Annotated in this window: 15 protein-coding genes; 7 read left to right on the top strand and 8 right to left on the bottom strand. The window is 64.0% G+C overall.

Annotation, left to right across the window (positions count from 1 at the left end; genetic code table 11):
• Window positions 1-136 precede the first annotated feature (136 nt).
• Together ACO06O_RS18035 and ACO06O_RS18030 are read left to right on the top strand one after the other, a co-directional pair.
• A complete protein-coding gene (locus tag ACO06O_RS18035) occupies window positions 137-1,039 on the top strand; it encodes a bifunctional 5,10-methylenetetrahydrofolate dehydrogenase/5,10-methenyltetrahydrofolate cyclohydrolase (protein ID WP_420418958.1) in 903 nt (300 codons plus the stop codon).
• A 4-nt stretch (window positions 1,040-1,043) separates the two neighbouring features.
• Complete coding sequence (locus ACO06O_RS18030) at window positions 1,044-2,291, top strand: aminotransferase class V-fold PLP-dependent enzyme (protein WP_421882955.1); 1,248 nt, start codon at window positions 1,044-1,046, stop codon at window positions 2,289-2,291.
• On the opposite strand, the gene ACO06O_RS18025 is transcribed toward ACO06O_RS18030, so the two are convergent.
• Entirely contained in the window at window positions 2,288-3,613 is a 1,326-nt protein-coding gene (locus tag ACO06O_RS18025; protein ID WP_421882952.1) for an MATE family efflux transporter, read from the bottom strand. The genes ACO06O_RS18030 and ACO06O_RS18025 overlap by 4 nt on opposite strands.
• Window positions 3,614-3,897: 284 nt before the next feature.
• On the opposite strand from ACO06O_RS18025, the gene ACO06O_RS18020 reads away from it, so the two are divergent.
• Window positions 3,898-4,542 (top strand): TetR/AcrR family transcriptional regulator, encoded by a 645-nt coding sequence (locus ACO06O_RS18020; protein ID WP_421882949.1) that lies wholly within the window; start codon window positions 3,898-3,900, stop codon window positions 4,540-4,542.
• Window positions 4,543-4,567: 25 nt separating this feature from the next.
• Here the strand turns inward: ACO06O_RS18020 and ACO06O_RS18015 are convergent, their stop codons facing one another.
• Complete coding sequence (locus ACO06O_RS18015; protein WP_421882946.1) at window positions 4,568-5,554, bottom strand: 2-hydroxyacid dehydrogenase; 987 nt, start codon at window positions 5,552-5,554, stop codon at window positions 4,568-4,570.
• 163 nt (window positions 5,555-5,717) lie between these two features.
• Between ACO06O_RS18015 and ACO06O_RS18010 the strand changes: the two genes are divergently transcribed.
• Window positions 5,718-6,266, top strand: coding sequence for an SH3 domain-containing protein (locus ACO06O_RS18010; protein ID WP_421882943.1), 549 nt, complete (start codon window positions 5,718-5,720; stop codon window positions 6,264-6,266).
• Window positions 6,267-6,272: 6 nt separating this feature from the next.
• Here ACO06O_RS18010 and ACO06O_RS18005 read toward each other — a convergent pair whose 3' ends face one another.
• Window positions 6,273-6,842: a TetR/AcrR family transcriptional regulator gene (locus ACO06O_RS18005; protein ID WP_421882940.1), complete on the bottom strand. Its 570-nt coding sequence runs from the start codon at window positions 6,840-6,842 to the stop codon at window positions 6,273-6,275.
• A gap of 179 nt (window positions 6,843-7,021) precedes the next feature.
• On the opposite strand from ACO06O_RS18005, the gene ACO06O_RS18000 reads away from it, so the two are divergent.
• Window positions 7,022-7,495: a YHS domain-containing (seleno)protein gene (locus tag ACO06O_RS18000; RefSeq protein ID WP_421882937.1), complete on the top strand. Its 474-nt coding sequence runs from the start codon at window positions 7,022-7,024 to the stop codon at window positions 7,493-7,495.
• Window positions 7,496-7,551: 56 nt separating this feature from the next.
• Here the strand turns inward: ACO06O_RS18000 and ACO06O_RS17995 are convergent, their stop codons facing one another.
• Window positions 7,552-8,346 (bottom strand): crotonase/enoyl-CoA hydratase family protein, encoded by a 795-nt coding sequence (locus ACO06O_RS17995; protein WP_421882934.1) that lies wholly within the window; start codon window positions 8,344-8,346, stop codon window positions 7,552-7,554.
• Between the two features lie 80 nt (window positions 8,347-8,426).
• On the opposite strand from ACO06O_RS17995, the gene ACO06O_RS17990 reads away from it, so the two are divergent.
• The gene (locus ACO06O_RS17990; protein WP_421882931.1) at window positions 8,427-9,008 is read left to right on the top strand and encodes a TetR/AcrR family transcriptional regulator; all 582 of its coding nucleotides are present in this window, start codon (window positions 8,427-8,429) and stop codon (window positions 9,006-9,008) included.
• Window positions 9,009-9,071: 63 nt separating this feature from the next.
• Here ACO06O_RS17990 and ACO06O_RS17985 read toward each other — a convergent pair whose 3' ends face one another.
• The 4 genes from ACO06O_RS17985 to irrA form a co-directional block, all read right to left on the bottom strand.
• Window positions 9,072-9,656, bottom strand: coding sequence for a DUF3501 family protein (locus ACO06O_RS17985; RefSeq protein ID WP_421882928.1), 585 nt, complete (start codon window positions 9,654-9,656; stop codon window positions 9,072-9,074).
• A 102-nt stretch (window positions 9,657-9,758) separates the two neighbouring features.
• Window positions 9,759-11,117: a (Fe-S)-binding protein gene (locus ACO06O_RS17980; protein WP_421882924.1), complete on the bottom strand. Its 1,359-nt coding sequence runs from the start codon at window positions 11,115-11,117 to the stop codon at window positions 9,759-9,761.
• 123 nt (window positions 11,118-11,240) lie between these two features.
• Window positions 11,241-11,657 carry a rubrerythrin family protein gene (locus ACO06O_RS17975; RefSeq protein ID WP_420418946.1) on the bottom strand — a complete coding sequence of 139 codons (417 nt, stop codon included), beginning with the start codon at window positions 11,655-11,657 and terminating at the stop codon, window positions 11,241-11,243.
• 217 nt (window positions 11,658-11,874) lie between these two features.
• Window positions 11,875-12,327: an iron response transcriptional regulator IrrA gene (gene irrA, locus ACO06O_RS17970; RefSeq protein WP_420418945.1), complete on the bottom strand. Its 453-nt coding sequence runs from the start codon at window positions 12,325-12,327 to the stop codon at window positions 11,875-11,877.
• Between the two features lie 204 nt (window positions 12,328-12,531).
• Between irrA and ACO06O_RS17965 the strand changes: the two genes are divergently transcribed.
• The gene (locus ACO06O_RS17965) at window positions 12,532-14,490 is read left to right on the top strand and encodes a transglycosylase domain-containing protein (RefSeq protein ID WP_421882921.1); all 1,959 of its coding nucleotides are present in this window, start codon (window positions 12,532-12,534) and stop codon (window positions 14,488-14,490) included.
• The last annotated feature ends 72 nt before the right edge of the window (window positions 14,491-14,562 follow it).

Genomic DNA, 14,562 nt, shown 5'->3' with positions numbered 1-14,562 from the left:
AACGACGGCATAGCTGTTTTTCCGCTCCGCGTCGGAATCGCGCATGGACGCGAAAGGCCCGGCGCGATATCGACACTGCTGGGCTTTCGAAAGAAATGCGGCCGGATCGCGAAACCGGCCGGTAGGGGTGGATTCCATGGGTGATAGAGATCTGCGCGGCAAGCCGGTCGCCGACGCGATCCTGGAGAAAGTGCGGGTCGAGGTCGACAGCCTGACCGACGCCGGGTGGCCGCCGAAACTGGTGTCGATCACGGTCGGCGATGTCGAGGCCGTGGACGTCTATGTCCGCAACCAGCGTCGCGTGGCCGAACGGGTCGGCATCGCCTTCGAGGAACGGGCCTTCCCTGGCGATGTGACCCAGGAGGAGATGGAAGTTGCCATCTCCACCATGAATGTCGATCCCCGGGTCACCGGCATCATCATTCAGCGCCCGGTCCCGCCCCAGATCTCCATCAAGGCGCTGCAGACCGCCGTGCATCCGTTCAAGGATGTCGAGGGGATGAACCCGACTTCCATCGGGAATATCGTTTATAACGAGCTGGATCTCGCGCCCTGTACCGCCGCCGCGTCGGTCGAGTTGCTGAAAAGCACCAATCTGCCGATGCAGGGGCTGGAAGTGGTCGTCGTCGGCCATTCCGAGATCGTCGGCAAGCCGATCGCCTTCCTTCTGATGGCGGAAGGTGCGACGGTTACGGTCTGCCACCATATGACCCGTGCCCTTTCCGTCCATTCGCGCCGGGCCGATGCGGTCTTTGTCGCGGTCGGAAAGCCCAAACTGGTGACCGCCGATATGATCAAGCCGGGCGCGGCCGTGATCGATATCGGCATCAATGCGATCACCAAGGAAGACGGTAGCGAGGGCATCTGCGGCGACGTCGATTATGATGGCGTGTCCGAAGTCGCGGGCTGGATCACCCCCGTGCCGGGCGGTGTCGGGCCGGTGACGGTCGCGATCCTGATGCGCAATACGATGGGCGCGCTGAAGCGCCAGAAAGCGGCCTATGAGGCCACCTTTACCCAGAACAGTGCGGCGGAGTGAATTTGTGAGCGATAAACTGGATGTCGAATTCTGCCGCGCGCAGTTCCCGTTGATGTCGAGCGCGGACGGCGCGCCGGATGCCTATTTCGAAAATGCGGGCGGCTCCTATGTGCCGCGCCAGGTCATCGATGCCATGACCGCCTTCATGACCGACAGCCAGACCCAGCCGGAATGGCCCTTCGCCGCCGCCAAGCGGGGCAAGGCACGGATCGAAAAGGCGCAGAAGGGCATCGCCGCCCTGTTCAACATTTCGCCGGCCGAACTGGTGATCGGCCCGTCGACGACCCTGAACAATTACGTGCTGGCCCAGGCCCTGCGCCCCGGTTTCGCGGAAGGCGACGCGATCGTCGTCACCAATCAGGATCACGAGGCCAATGGCGGCTGCTGGCGGCGGCTGGCCGATACCGGGATCGAGGTCCGGGAATGGCAGCTCGACCCGGCGACCGGCGACCTCGATCCGGCCCGTCTGGACGCACTGTTGGCCGACGGCAAGGTAAAACTGGTCGCCTTCCCGCATGTCTCCAACGTCGTCGGCTCGGTCAACGACGTGAAGGCGATTACCGCGAAGGCCCATGCCGCCGGGGCCATGACCGTGGTCGACGGGGTCGCCGCCGTGGCCCATACCCTGTCGGACCTGAAGGACCTAGACGTCGATTTCTATCTGTTCAGTTTCTACAAGCTGTTCGGCCCGCATCTCGCCATGCTGTACGGCAAGAAGGACCGGATCGACGCCGTCGCGAACCAGAACCACTTCTTCCATGAAGGCAATGGCGCGGCGATGCTCAACCCGGGCGGCACCAACTATGAATCCGCCGGGTCGATCGGCGGCATCCTGGACTACTTCGACGCGGTCTACGACCATCAGTTCGATGCGCCCGCCAACGATCCCCGCGCCCGCGCCACCGCCGTCTACCGCCTGTTCCAGAAACAGGAAGAGGCGGTGATGAAGCGGTTCCTGGACTGGCTGGACACCCGCCCGGAAATCCGCCTGATCGGCCGCCGTGAGGCCGATTGTCACCGTCGTGCCGCAACCTTCAGCCTGGTCGTTCCGGACCATGTGCCGGAAGCCTTGGCCGAGGCGCTGGGCGACAAGGGCCTATGCGTCGGCGCCGGTCATTTCTATGGCTACCGCTGCATTCAGGCGCTGGGGCTGGACCCGGAAGTCGGTGTGCTGCGCGTCTCCATGGTTCATTACACGACCGAAGCCGAGGTCGACCGACTGACTGCCGCTTTGGACGAGATTCTGGGCTAACCCGCGATCTTGCGGACGCAGATCCAGGTCCAGCGCAGGGCGAGGATGGTCATGACCACGCCGCTGGCCAGCAATATGCCTTCGTAGAGGCCCGCCGCGCCCCGGTCGAGGACGATGCCCAGCCAATAAGCGGCCGGGATCATGAAGACGACGAAGCCCAGGAAATTCAGCAAGGTCGGGACCCAGGCGTCACCGGTCGCGCGCAGGGAATTTCCCAACGTGAACTGCGCCCCGTCCATGATCATCGCCGCGCCGACCAGCATCGTCGCCGGGGCCATGACCGCCAGCAATACCGGGTCGGTGATACGGTAGACGACGGACATGGTTTCCATCGGCATCAGATAGAGCACCAGCGCAAACGGGGTCAGCATAAGCATGACCCAGAAAACCCCAGTCCAGCCTGCCAGCGCCCGGTCGGGCCAATCCCTGCGGCCATGGGCGACGCCGACGCGCACCGCCGTTGCGCTGGCAATGCCCAGCGAGATCATGAAGATCATCGCCAACAGGTTCATGTTGACGCTGAACGAGGCCAATTCGCTGGCTGCCATCCAGCCCGCGAAGATATGCATGACGTGATAGGCGCCGCTTTCCGCCGCATAGGCCGGCCCGGCGGCGTAACCGTGGCGCCGTGCCGTCCGGCCCCCGACGACCCAGCCGGGCACCGGCCGGGTGCGGATGCCCCATTCCTGCCGGCCGCCCAGATACCAGACATAACCGACCACATAGACCATCATGCCGACCCGGCAGAGCGTCGTCGCCAGCGCCGCGCCGTCAGCCCCATCCACGCCCAGGCCGCCGTCGATCAGCCACAGGTTCAGGGGGATGTTCAGAATATTGGCGCCCCAGACGGCGATCATGCCCGGCATCGGCCGGCCCATCGCCTCCAGATACATGTTCGTGCAGATATACAGCAGCATCGGGATCAGGCCGATGCCTTGAATCCGCGTGACGGTGGCGGCCTCCCGCGACAGGTCCGGCGACTGGCCGGTCGCCAGGAAGTAATATTCGGCGAACAGGGTCAGGACGAATCCGGCCCCGGCCAGGATCGCGGCATAGGGAAGGGCGCGACGCCACACGGCACCGGTATCCACCAGCCTGCCCTCACCGCGCAGGTGACTGGTCTCCACCATCGTCCCGAACATCAGGCCGATACCGCAGACCAGAAGGAAGACGAAGGCGGACGTGCCCAGGCCGTAATGCCCGACCTCTTCCGCGCCCAGCGGACCCAGCATGACAGTGTCGGCCAGCGCCAGGGTCAGGATGCCCGCGCGGCTGGCCACGACCGGTACCGCCAACCGTCCCAGTTCCGCCGAATGCCGCATAAACCGCCCGAAGAACCAACGGGCGCCGGACTGATCTACGGAAGGATGCGGGCCGCCCAATGGCGGGGGTGGTGGGACCGGGGTGCTCATACCGTTTTAGGTGTACCGGCGGGCGGGTCACGGCAAGCGAAATCGACCGCCGCCACGCGTTTGTGTCCCGGTGCGGGTCCGGCCGTAGATCGCGGTCGCGTCCGGGACGGGAATCCGACATTTTTGTCGCATGGCAACACGGCTACTTGAATACATACCAACCAGTCGGTATTTAATTGGTAAGGAGATGAGACATGCCCATGCTGCCGGGAAAGAAAACCAGTAAGGAAAAGCTGCTGGACGCCGCGCTGACGGTGATCCGCACGAAAGGCTATTCGGCGACCTCGGTCGACGAGCTTTGCTCGGCCGCGGGCGTGACCAAGGGTGCGTTCTTTCACCATTTCAAGAACAAGGACGAACTGGGTGTTGCGGCGGCCGATTACTGGTCCGAGGTGACGGGGGCCCTGTTCGTCGATGCCCCTTATCACGATCTGGACGACCCGCTGGACCGCATCCTGGCCTATGTCGATTTCCGCAAGGCACTGCTGCAGGGGCGCGTGCCGGAATTCACCTGTCTGGTCGGAACGATGGTGCAGGAGACCTATGAGACCGCACCGTCGATCCGCGAGGCCTGCCAGCGCAGCATCACCAGCCATGCGGCGAAGCTGGAAGCCGATATCCAGGCCGCGATGGATCAGCGGGGGCTGACGCCGGACTGGTCTGCGCGGTCATTGGCGCTGCACACCCAGGCGGTGCTGCAGGGTGCGTTCATCCTGGCCAAGGCCGAAGGCGGCGCCGATTCCGCCGTGGAGATCGCCGCGGAAAGCGTGGATCATCTGCGCCGCTATATCGAACTGGCTTTCGCGGTACCCGCCGGTTCGTCACGATCAGCTGCCTAGTCCGAGGCGGTCCGGCTCGGCCGGATCAGAACATCGTGTCGATGACCCGGTCGGGCGGGTTGTGGCCGTCGACCCAGGTTTTGACGTTGATGATGACCCGTTCGCCCATGGCGATGCGGCCCTCGATCGTCGCAGACCCCATATGCGGCAGCAGGACGACATTGCTGAGCTTGATCAGTTTCGGGTTCACCGCCGGCTCGTTCTCATAGACATCCAGACCGGCCCCGGCGATCTGACCCTGAGACAGGGCCTTGACCAGTGCCGCCTCGTCGATGACTTCGCCGCGCGAGGTGTTGACGACATAAGCATGGGACTTCATCAGGTCCAGGCGGCGGGCGTTCAGCAGGTGATAGGTTGCCGGCGTGTGCGGACAGTTGATCGACAGGATGTCCATATGGGCGATCATCTGGTCCAGGGACGACCAATAGGTCGCCTCCAGTGCCTCTTCCAGGCTTTCCGGCACGCGGTTCCGGTTGTGGTAATGCACCGACAGGCCGAATCCCTTGGCGCGGCGGGCGACGGCGGTGCCGATCCGGCCCATACCGATGATGCCCAGCCGCTTGCCCCAGATCCGATGGCCCAGCATCCCGGTCGGGCTCCAGCCGGTCCAGGATCCTTCGCGCACCAATTGCTCGCCTTCCACCAGACGACGCGGCACCGCCAGGATCAGCGCCATGGTCATATCCGCCGTGTCCTCGGTCAGGACGTCCGGCGTGTTGGTCACGATTATCCCGCGCTTCTTGGCGGCGGCGAAGTCGATATGGTCGACCCCGGTGCCGAAACTGGCGATCATCTTCAGCTTGTCCCCGGCGGCGTCGATCACCTCGCGGTCGATCTTGTCCGTCACGGTCGGGACCAGGATTTCGGCGCGTTTCACCGCGTCCAGCATCTGATCGCGGGTGAAGGCCTCGTCGGCCAGGTTCAGCTCGCAATCGAACAGTTCCATCATCCGGGTTTCGATGATGTCCGGCAGCTTGCGCGTGACGACGACTTTCGGCTTCCTGTAGGTCATGGCGTGTCCAACCCCCGATGGTCCCGGTCTCTTCGTTCTAGGGCCGCGTGCGACGGATTTCCACAGTCCGGCGCGTCCCTGAATCCGGGTGCAGCGCTTTCTTTATAGAAGAATCGCGTTATAGGAAACCGTTGCCGCCCGATAGGTCTGTCCCGAGGAATCGATGCGCCGGATCGCGCTCACATTGCTGTTCTCCGTCGGACTGGGTGTCGCCCTGTTGTCCGCCGGTGCGCCGGCCCAGGCGCAGAGCGGCGGCCAAGAGGTGGGACAAGGGGCCGGACAGGGCGCGGGCCAGAGGTCGGGCCAACCCATTCCGCGCATGGTGTCGATCAAGGCGGCGGAGGCGAATGTCCGCACCGGCCCGGGTGTCGATTATCCGATCCGCTGGGTCTATCGCCGCCTCGACATGCCGGTCCAGGTCATCGCCGAATTCGACAAATGGCGGAAAATCCGCGATTGGGAAGGCGACGAAGGCTGGGTCCATTTCGCGCTGCTAAGCTCCCGCCGGACGGTCATCGTCACCGCGCCGGAAACGACCCTGCGCCGCCTGTCCGACGAGGCCTCGCCCGCCGTCGCCCGTCTGGCCGAGGGGTTGGTCGCCCGCGTCGAATATTGCGAGCCCGTCTGGTGCCTGGTCACCGTGCTGGGATATGACGGCTGGCTGAAACGCAGCGATGTCTGGGGTATCGAGCCGGGCGAAACGCTGCAATAGTGCCGGTCAGGCGGGCGCCGCTTCCCCGAACAGGTGGCTCAATCGTGCCTGCCAATCCCCGGGAACACGGGATGCCCGGCCCATCGCGTGGAATCCGAAATAGAGATGCAGGACCAGGGTCGAGAGCTCCCGGCGGTGCGTGTCGTTTCTGCCAATGTCGAACCGGCACAGAACGCCCTCGATCGCCGCGCGCACCCGTTCCGCCATTCGGCCCGTGCGTTCGGCGACTGTCGCGTTGAATGGCGCGAGTTCGACCATGGCGTTGCAGATGAAGCAGCCCTTGTCCGCGGCATCGCCGGTGCAGGCGAACAAGGGTGCGAGGCAGGCCGAAGCGCTGTCATCCGTTCCGGCGCTTAGTCGCTCGACGACGGTCGAGACGATCTTGTCGTCGTAGTAATCCAGCGCGGCGAGATAGACCGATTCCTTGTCGTCGAAGGCCTTGTAGAAACTGCCCCGGGTGATGCCCATCGCGGACAGCAGGTCCGGCAGGTTGGTCGCCGCATAGCCCTTCATCCAGAAAACGCGCATCGCGCCCTGCATCGCCGTGTCGGTGTCGAACTCTCTGGGTCGCGCCATGGCCCATCCTTACCGCGATTCCGGTCCCCGCATCACGCGGCGATCACACTCTGTTGTTTTGTACCAACTGGTTCCTAACCGTATGTCTGCAGCAGGCGCAGCATTCGATCCGGATGCCGCACCGGAAACCAGCCGCCGCCGAACTGTGTTGCGGCAGCTACAATTCGGGAGAATCAGACATGAAATCCATCGCATCCCTTCTGGCGGGCGCCGTCGTCTCGCTATTCGTCGCGGCCTCCGCCATGGCCGCCGGCGTAGAACTGAACACCTCGCAGACCGGTCTGGCCCTGCAAGGCTACGATCCGGTTGCCTATTTTACTGAAGGAAAGCCGGTTCAGGGCAACTGGCAAATCACGTCCCAGTATCAGGGCGCGACCTACCGTTTCGCCAATGAGGCGCATAAGGAAAAGTTCGAGGCCGATCCGGCGGCCTATGTCCCGCAATACGGCGGTTACTGCGCCTTCGGTACGGCGATGGGCTTCAAATTCGACGGCGATCCGACCCAGTGGCGCATCGTCGACGACAAGCTGTATCTGAACCTGTCGGCTGAAATTCAGGAAAAATGGCTGGCGGACGTCCCGGGCTATATCGACCAGGCCGATGGCAAATGGGTCGACATCGCGACGAAATCCCCCGCGGAACTGCAGCAGTAAGCCGTTCCGCATTTCGGCCGGGGCGGGCGGCCCCCTTCGCCCCGGCCGATCCTTTCTCAGATAGGGCTGCGGTAGCTCGGCGGACGCCGATCCATCCATGCCGACAGCGCCTCCCAAGTATTCGGTGTTTCCGCCACCCGGGCGAACTGCTCTCCTTCAATCCGCAGACCTTCGGCGATGGGTACGTTCAGACCATGGGCGACGGCGCGCAGAATGGCGGAAACCGGCTCTGGCGCGTGTTCCAGGATCCGGCGGGCAAGATCCAGGCTGGCCGCCATCAGGTCGTCATGTGGCACGACCTGGTTCACCAGACCGAGTTCCAGCGCCCGCTCCGGTCCGAAATCCATCCCGGTCAGAAGCAGCTCCAGCGCGCGCTTGCGGCCGGCCAGTCTGGGCAGGCGCTGCGTGCCGCCGAAGGTCGGCGGAATGCCGATGGCGACTTCCGGCTTGGCAAAACGGGCGCGATCGCTGGCAATGGACAGCCCAGCCGCCTCCGTGATCTCGCAGCCGCCGCCATAGGCAAGGCCGTTTACCGCGACGATGATCGGCTTCGGGAAGGTCTCGATACGGGATGTCAGAGCCTGACCGCGCCGCACGAAAAGCCTTAGCGCCGTATCCACGCCATGCGAAATGCTGCCGGCAAATTCGGGGATATCCGCACCGGCCGAAAAGGCGCGATCTCCGGCGCCGGTCAGAATGATTGCCCTCAGGGCGGGGTCCGCTTCAATCCGGTCCAGCGCGCTCAACAGTGCGTCCACCAACTCGTAGTTGAGGGCGTTCAGCTTCTCCGGACGGTTAAGCCGCAGTATCGCGATCGCGTCTTGGCGCGATTCGATGACGGTATTGGACATGGTCTGGCTCCTGAATTGCGTTTCGAACGGGGCCAGGCTAGAAAACGGGACAATCTAAGTACACTCACCGGTCGGTATACATGACGAAATCGGCAAATCAGACCAAGGACAAGATTCTGGAGGCGGCCAATGCGTTGTTCTACCGCGACGGCGTTCGGGCGACCGGCGTGGATGCGATTGCGGCGCGCGCCGGAATCACAAAACGCTCGCTCTACTACCATTTTCGCAGCAAGGACGATCTGATCGAGGCCTATCTCGTTTCTCGGGATGAGCCGAATCTTGCCGCCTTCCGGCGTTGGTTCGGCTCGTCGGACCGTAGCTTGGAGGATCGTTTGGCGGGGTTGTTCGACGGGCTAAAGCGGGCGACGCACCACCCGGACTGGCGCGGCTGTGGCTTTCTGCGGACGGCGGGCGAGTTGGCCAACATGCCCGGTCATCCGGCGGTGCGCGCGGCGTCGCGCCACAAACAAGCCATCGAATCCTGGCTGGCCGATGAGTTCTCAGCGGCGGGTGTGGCGGAGGCTGATGCCCTGGCCCGTCGTATGCTTCTTCTTATCGATGGGGCCTTCTCCGCAATGTTGGTCCATCACGATACAGCCTATATCGACGCCGCCGCGGCCGCGGCCCGGGACCTTGGCGCCATGGCGCAGGCGAAGGGCTGAAAAGCAACCGGCCCCCTGCTTGGGGCAGGGGGCCGGGGCGGCGGATCCCGTTACCTTGGGGGGTCAATCGAAATCGGCCGCCAATGCGTCGCGCGACGCCTCGGTGAGGACGGCCATATGGCCGTATTGCTCATGGGAGAAACCGACGAGGACCTGATCGGCGGATTTGAACGCCGCAATCTGCTCGCCGGTAAACGGGAAATGAATGAACTGGACCGAGGATGCCTTGCCGTCGGCATTGGTACGGTCGACATCGGCTTCCGGGACGCCCACGACTTCCTGGCCGCCGAAGCGGATGAACATCGTCTCCTCAACCCCGCCCAGGCGGCTCAGGAAATTCTTACGGCGGATCGGATCGTCGATCTCGAACATGACGGTCGCGGTCAGCTCGCTGCCGTTCGGGATCATCGGGTTGTAGGCGCTGAGTTCATCGGCGATCTGCTCGTCGCCGCCCTTTTCGATATACAGCATCTCCTGCACCTGGTGCAGCATCGTGTCGTAGTTTTCGAAATAGCAGGTTGCGACCGGTCCGATTTCGATCCGGCGGTGCTTCTTCTGGGCGATCAGCGCGGCATGGCGCTGTTTGCGGACTTTGACATAATCCGCCAGCGGCAGGATATCGGCCTGGGTGATTTCACGTTTGGTCATATGTTCCATCTCTTCGGTTCTCCGTTAGAGGCTTCCACCCGGCGGCGTTCCGCCGGTCCCCCACAAAGCCCTTTCCTAAACTCCATTGCGAATGGGTCGCAACTACATCAGCCCGTAGGACTTGGCCAGCAATACGATCGGATGGGCGGCCAGTTCGGGCTCGACCCGCTCCGCGCCCTCGCCGGGATCCTCCGGGTTGCGCTCGATCCCCTGCTGGATATGCAGACCGGCCAGCGGGCATTCGGACGCAATGAACTTGGCCTTTCCCTTGGCCTGCATCTGCTTGAAGACCGGTTTGCCGACCTTTAAGCCGACGTCGAAATTGTCTTTCATGACGCCCCAGGACCCGCCGTGGCCGGAGCAGCGCTCGACCGCCGCGATCCGTGTGTCGGGGATCAGCCGCGCCAGTTCCGCGCCTTTCTGACCCATATTCTGGGCCCGGGCGTGGCAGGAGATATGGATCGCGATCGGACCGTCCAGCGGCTGCATGCCTTCGGCCAGCCCGGTCTTCTTGGACAGGGCGACGACATATTCCGAGATGTCGTGCGATGCCTCGGCCAGGGCCTTCACATCCGGATCGTCCGGCGCGATCAGCGGCCATTCGAATTTCAGCATCAAGGCGCAGGACGGGACCAGGGCGATCACGTCGTAGCCTTTGTCGATATAGGGTTTCAGGGTCTTGGCGACGTTCTTCGCCTTGCCCGCGACGGTGCCGATATCGCCCTGTTCCATCTGCGGCATGCCGCAGCATTCGGGATAGACGATCTCGCATTCGACGCCGCTCTTGGCCAGGACCTTCACGGCTGCCTCACCGATCTCCGGCGTGTTGTAGTTGCCGTAGCAGGTGGCGTAGATCACCGCCTTCTGTCCGGCGGCCGGGCCGGTCGGATCGGCCTTGGGCAGGTCGCCGGCCATATCCAGCAAGGTCTTGCCGGCGAAGGGCGGCAGGGCCGCCTCCTTATGGACGCCGGCGATGGACTGCATCACGCCGCGGGTCAGGCCGTTCGTTTCCTTCGTCGCCCAGTTGGCGATCCCGGCAACGGCGCTGCCCAGCTTGCCGTTGCGGTCGGTCTTGGTCAGTTGCCCTTCCATGCCGCCGCGCAGGCCCTTGCGGTTCTCGACCGCCCGGTAGCGCAGCATCAGATGCGGGAAGTCCAGGTTGAATTCATGCGGCGGGACATAGGGGCACTTCACCATGAAGCACATGTCGCACAGGGTGCAGGCGTCCACGACCGGCTTGAAATCCTTGGAATCGACGGAATCGAGCTCTTCGGTTTCGGAACCGTCGATCAGATCGAACAGGCGCGGGAAACTGTCGCACAGATTGAAGCAGCGGCGGCAGCCATGGCAGATGTCGAACACCCGCCGCAGTTCCTCGTCCAGCTTCGTCTCGTCATAGAAATCCGGATCGTTCCAGTCGATCGGATGCCGTACCGGTGCGTCCAGGCTGCCTTCACGCATAACCCGTCTCCTGACCTGTCATCTTTGATAAGCCCGCGCGACCGGCGCGAGGCAGGCGGGAATGGCGGCGGGCGGCGGCGATTGTCGGCGCGCCGCCCGCGGCCAGATATCCCGGCCGAAGCCTTATTCCATCGAATCCAGGGCTTTCTGGAAACGACCGGCATGCGACTTCTCGGCCTTCGCCAGGGTTTCAAACCACTGGGCGATCTCGTCGAAGCCTTCTTCGCGCGCGGTGCGCGCCATGCCCGGATACATGTCGGTGTATTCGTGCGTTTCGCCGGCGATGGCGGCTTTCAGGTTGTCGGAGGTTTCCCCGATCGGCTCACCGGTCGCCGGATCGCCGACTTCTTCCAGATATTCCAGGTGGCCATGGGCGTGGCCGGTTTCGCCTTCCGCGGTCGAGCGGAACACGGCGGCGACGTCGTTGTAGCCTTCGATGTCGGCCTTCTGGGCGAAATACAGGTAACGGCGGTTCGCCTGGCTTTCGCCGGAGAACGCTTCTTTCAGATTTTCTTCGGTCTTGCTGCCCTTGAGGGACATGGTCACTCTCCTGTCCGGTTTAAGGCCGAAGCCGCGGCGAAGGCCGCGACGCCGGCAGAGATATGGTCTCACCGATCGTCCGCATCCGCGCCGGTACCAACGACACGAAATTGGAACGGTCGCATGCTACCCCAGAGTCGGCAGGAGTCAACAGTTTATAATCGTTCTAATGTACTGTTTATTGGATTGAAGACGCGGCCTAAGCCGGATCGCGCGTTCAGGCGCTCCGCGTGACGCGGATGATCACGTCGACACGATCCAGGACCGTCCCGTCCGGCGGTGTCGGCAATTGACCGACTTCGACCGAATCGACCGGGATGTCGACCAACTGACCCATCGGCTCCACAAAGAAATGGTGGTGGTCGTGGATGTTGGTATCGAAATAGGACCGGCCCTGGCCAATGACAACCTCACGCAGCAGCCCGGAATCCCGGAACTGATGCAACGTGTTGTAAACCGTGGCCAGCGATACCTTGACCGACGCATTGCGCGCCATGCCGTGCAGCTGTTCGGCGGTGATATGCTGATCCCCGCCGTCGAACAGCAGTTTGGCCAGCGCCAGGCGCTGGCGTGTCGGGCGAAGACCGACCTCCTTCAGCCGCGCGAGCGCGTCCGCAAAGGGGCGCTGCGCCGTGCCGGTATTCGGTTCGCTGTCATGGCGATGTGCCATTCGACGGTCTCCTAGTCCAAATCTCCGCGACATATATCGTCAGAGGAATTCTAAATTCAAGCGTTAACACAATAAGCTAGGTGTCTTTTTGGAACAACACCAATTCACAGCACTGTGTTGGCCCGATTCTCAGACTCGTAGATTTACACCGATTCCCATACAATATGTGGCGATTTCTTGGGTCAGATACGCTATATCGGGCGCATGGCACGTAAACCGAGACAGGAACCGCCGCCCCTGAAACGCGGCGGTGCGCGAAAATCCGCGGCAAAAAAGGCTGCCGCCAAGAAAACCGCCGGGCGGAAATCGCCGTCGGCCCGGCCGGCCCGTGGCCGTTCCGGCCGACCCCCGCGCCGGTTCTGGCCGCGGCTTCTGCGCGGCGCGGTCTCCGTCCTGATCTGGGGGCTGGTCCTGACGTCGGCCGTGATCGGCTGGTTTGCCTGGGACATGCCCGACCCGGAAGACGTGCTGGCACGCGACGTTCGGCGGCCGGGCGTGACGATCCTGGCGGCGGACGGGACGGAACTGCTGAAGGTCGGCGATCTTTACGGCCACCCCGTGAAGCTGACCGACCTGCCGCCGCATGTACCCCATGCGCTTCTGGCCACCGAGGACCGGCGCTTCTATTACCATCCCGGTGTCGACCCGATCGGCATCGCCCGGGCGCTTTACACCAATATCGCGGCCGGCGGCGTGCGTCAGGGCGGCAGCACGCTGACCCAGCAATTGGCGAAGAATCTGTTCCTGTCCCGCGACCGGACGATCCGTCGCAAGGTGCAGGAGGCGTTGCTGGCCTTCTGGCTGGAGGCGCGTTACGGCAAGGACCGGATTCTCGAAATCTATCTGAACCGGATCTATCTCGGTGCCGGGGCCTATGGCGTCGATGCGGCGGCCAGGCGCTATTTCGGCGTGCCCGCGGCGCAGGTTTCGCTGTGGCAGGCGGCGGTTCTGGCGGGATTGCCCAAGGCGCCGTCGGCGCTGAACCCGTTCCGGTCGCCGCAGAAATCGGCGGAGCGTGCGCGTGAGGTGTTGGATGACATGGTGCGCGCCGGCTTCATCACGGCGGACCAGGCCCAGGCCGCCAAGCGGAACAGCGTCGCGACCATGCCCATCGACACGGCCGGGGCCCAGACCCGCTGGCTGGCGGAATGGGCGGTCGACCGGGCGGCGGACATTCTGGGCGGGGTGGACCGGGATATCCTGGTCGAAACCACCCTGGAATCCGATGTTCAGCGCGCTGCCGAAGCCGCCGCCGCACAGATCGGGCCGGAAGCCAGGGCAAAAGGAGCGTCGGAACTGGCGCTGGTCGCCATGCGGCCCGACGGCGCCGTCGCGGCCCTGCTGGGCGGCGCCGACCGGCGCGGCAGCGCGTTCAACCGCGCGGTTCACGGCAAGCGGCAACCTGGCTCCTCTTTCAAACTCTTCGTCTATCTGGCCGCATTCGAGGGCGGTCTGACGCCGGATACGCCGATCGACGATAGGATCGCGCCGATCGAGGGCTGGTCGCCGCGCAATGCCGGGGCGGGGTATCGGGGCGTCGTGACCTTGCGCGAAGGGGTGGCTCGCTCGATCAACACGGTCGCGGTCGCGGCGATGGAAACGGTCGGGCGCAGCCGGGTGGTCGATATGGCGCGCCGCCTGGGCATTACCGCAAACCTGAACCCCGATCCGGCCCTGGCGCTGGGCGTCTATGAGGTCAGCCCGATGGAAATGGCGGGGGCTTACACGACTGTGGCCGCCGGCGGACATGCCGCGACGCCTTACATCGTCCGGCGCGTACGGGACGCCGCGGACGGGTCGGTGATTTACGAGCGCGAGGGCGGGCTGGGCCCGCGCATCCTGTCGCCGCAGGTCGTCGCCATGACGAATGACGTGCTGGGCGCGTCCGTCGCCTGGGGCACCAGCAAGGCCGCCGCCTTGCCCGGCCGCCCCGCCGCCGGAAAGACCGGCACGACGCAGGATTACCGCGACGCCTGGTTTGCCGGCTATACGCCGCAGCTGACCGCCGTGATCTGGATGGGCAATGACAACGGCCTGCCGACGGACGGTGTCTATGGCGGGCTCTACCCGGCGCAGATGTGGCGCGTATTCATGGAACAGGCCCTGTCCGGCGAGGCCGTCGTCCCCCTGGCGCGCGGTCTGGAGACGCAGAGCGGCGGTTAAGCCTTCCCGATGCTCCTGCGAAAGCAGGAGCCTCCGCAAACCCAGCGCCTTTGTTTGGCGAAGAAGGTTCCT

The sequence above is a fragment of the Pacificispira sp. genome, from assembly GCF_965228185.1.
Taxonomy (GTDB): Bacteria; Pseudomonadota; Alphaproteobacteria; order UBA8366; family Aestuariispiraceae; genus Pacificispira.
Note: the sequence above shows the minus strand (reverse complement) of the source record. Positions and strands in the feature narration are given on the sequence as shown.

Coding starts and splice junctions, on each gene's coding strand:
- ACO06O_RS18035 (WP_420418958.1), top strand. CDS start 137: ATGGGTGATAGAGATCTGCGCGGCAAGCCGGTCGCCGACGCGATCCTG.
- ACO06O_RS18025 (WP_421882952.1), bottom strand. CDS start 3,613: ATGCGGCATTCGGCGGAACTGGGACGGTTGGCGGTACCGGTCGTGGCC.
- ACO06O_RS18020 (WP_421882949.1), top strand. CDS start 3,898: ATGCCCATGCTGCCGGGAAAGAAAACCAGTAAGGAAAAGCTGCTGGAC.
- ACO06O_RS18015 (WP_421882946.1), bottom strand. CDS start 5,554: ATGACCTACAGGAAGCCGAAAGTCGTCGTCACGCGCAAGCTGCCGGAC.
- ACO06O_RS18010 (WP_421882943.1), top strand. CDS start 5,718: ATGCGCCGGATCGCGCTCACATTGCTGTTCTCCGTCGGACTGGGTGTC.
- ACO06O_RS18005 (WP_421882940.1), bottom strand. CDS start 6,842: ATGGCGCGACCCAGAGAGTTCGACACCGACACGGCGATGCAGGGCGCG.
- ACO06O_RS18000 (WP_421882937.1), top strand. CDS start 7,022: ATGAAATCCATCGCATCCCTTCTGGCGGGCGCCGTCGTCTCGCTATTC.
- ACO06O_RS17995 (WP_421882934.1), bottom strand. CDS start 8,346: ATGTCCAATACCGTCATCGAATCGCGCCAAGACGCGATCGCGATACTG.
- ACO06O_RS17990 (WP_421882931.1), top strand. CDS start 8,427: ATGACGAAATCGGCAAATCAGACCAAGGACAAGATTCTGGAGGCGGCC.
- ACO06O_RS17985 (WP_421882928.1), bottom strand. CDS start 9,656: ATGACCAAACGTGAAATCACCCAGGCCGATATCCTGCCGCTGGCGGAT.
- ACO06O_RS17980 (WP_421882924.1), bottom strand. CDS start 11,117: ATGCGTGAAGGCAGCCTGGACGCACCGGTACGGCATCCGATCGACTGG.
- ACO06O_RS17975 (WP_420418946.1), bottom strand. CDS start 11,657: ATGTCCCTCAAGGGCAGCAAGACCGAAGAAAATCTGAAAGAAGCGTTC.
- irrA (WP_420418945.1), bottom strand. CDS start 12,327: ATGGCACATCGCCATGACAGCGAACCGAATACCGGCACGGCGCAGCGC.
- ACO06O_RS17965 (WP_421882921.1), top strand. CDS start 12,532: ATGGCACGTAAACCGAGACAGGAACCGCCGCCCCTGAAACGCGGCGGT.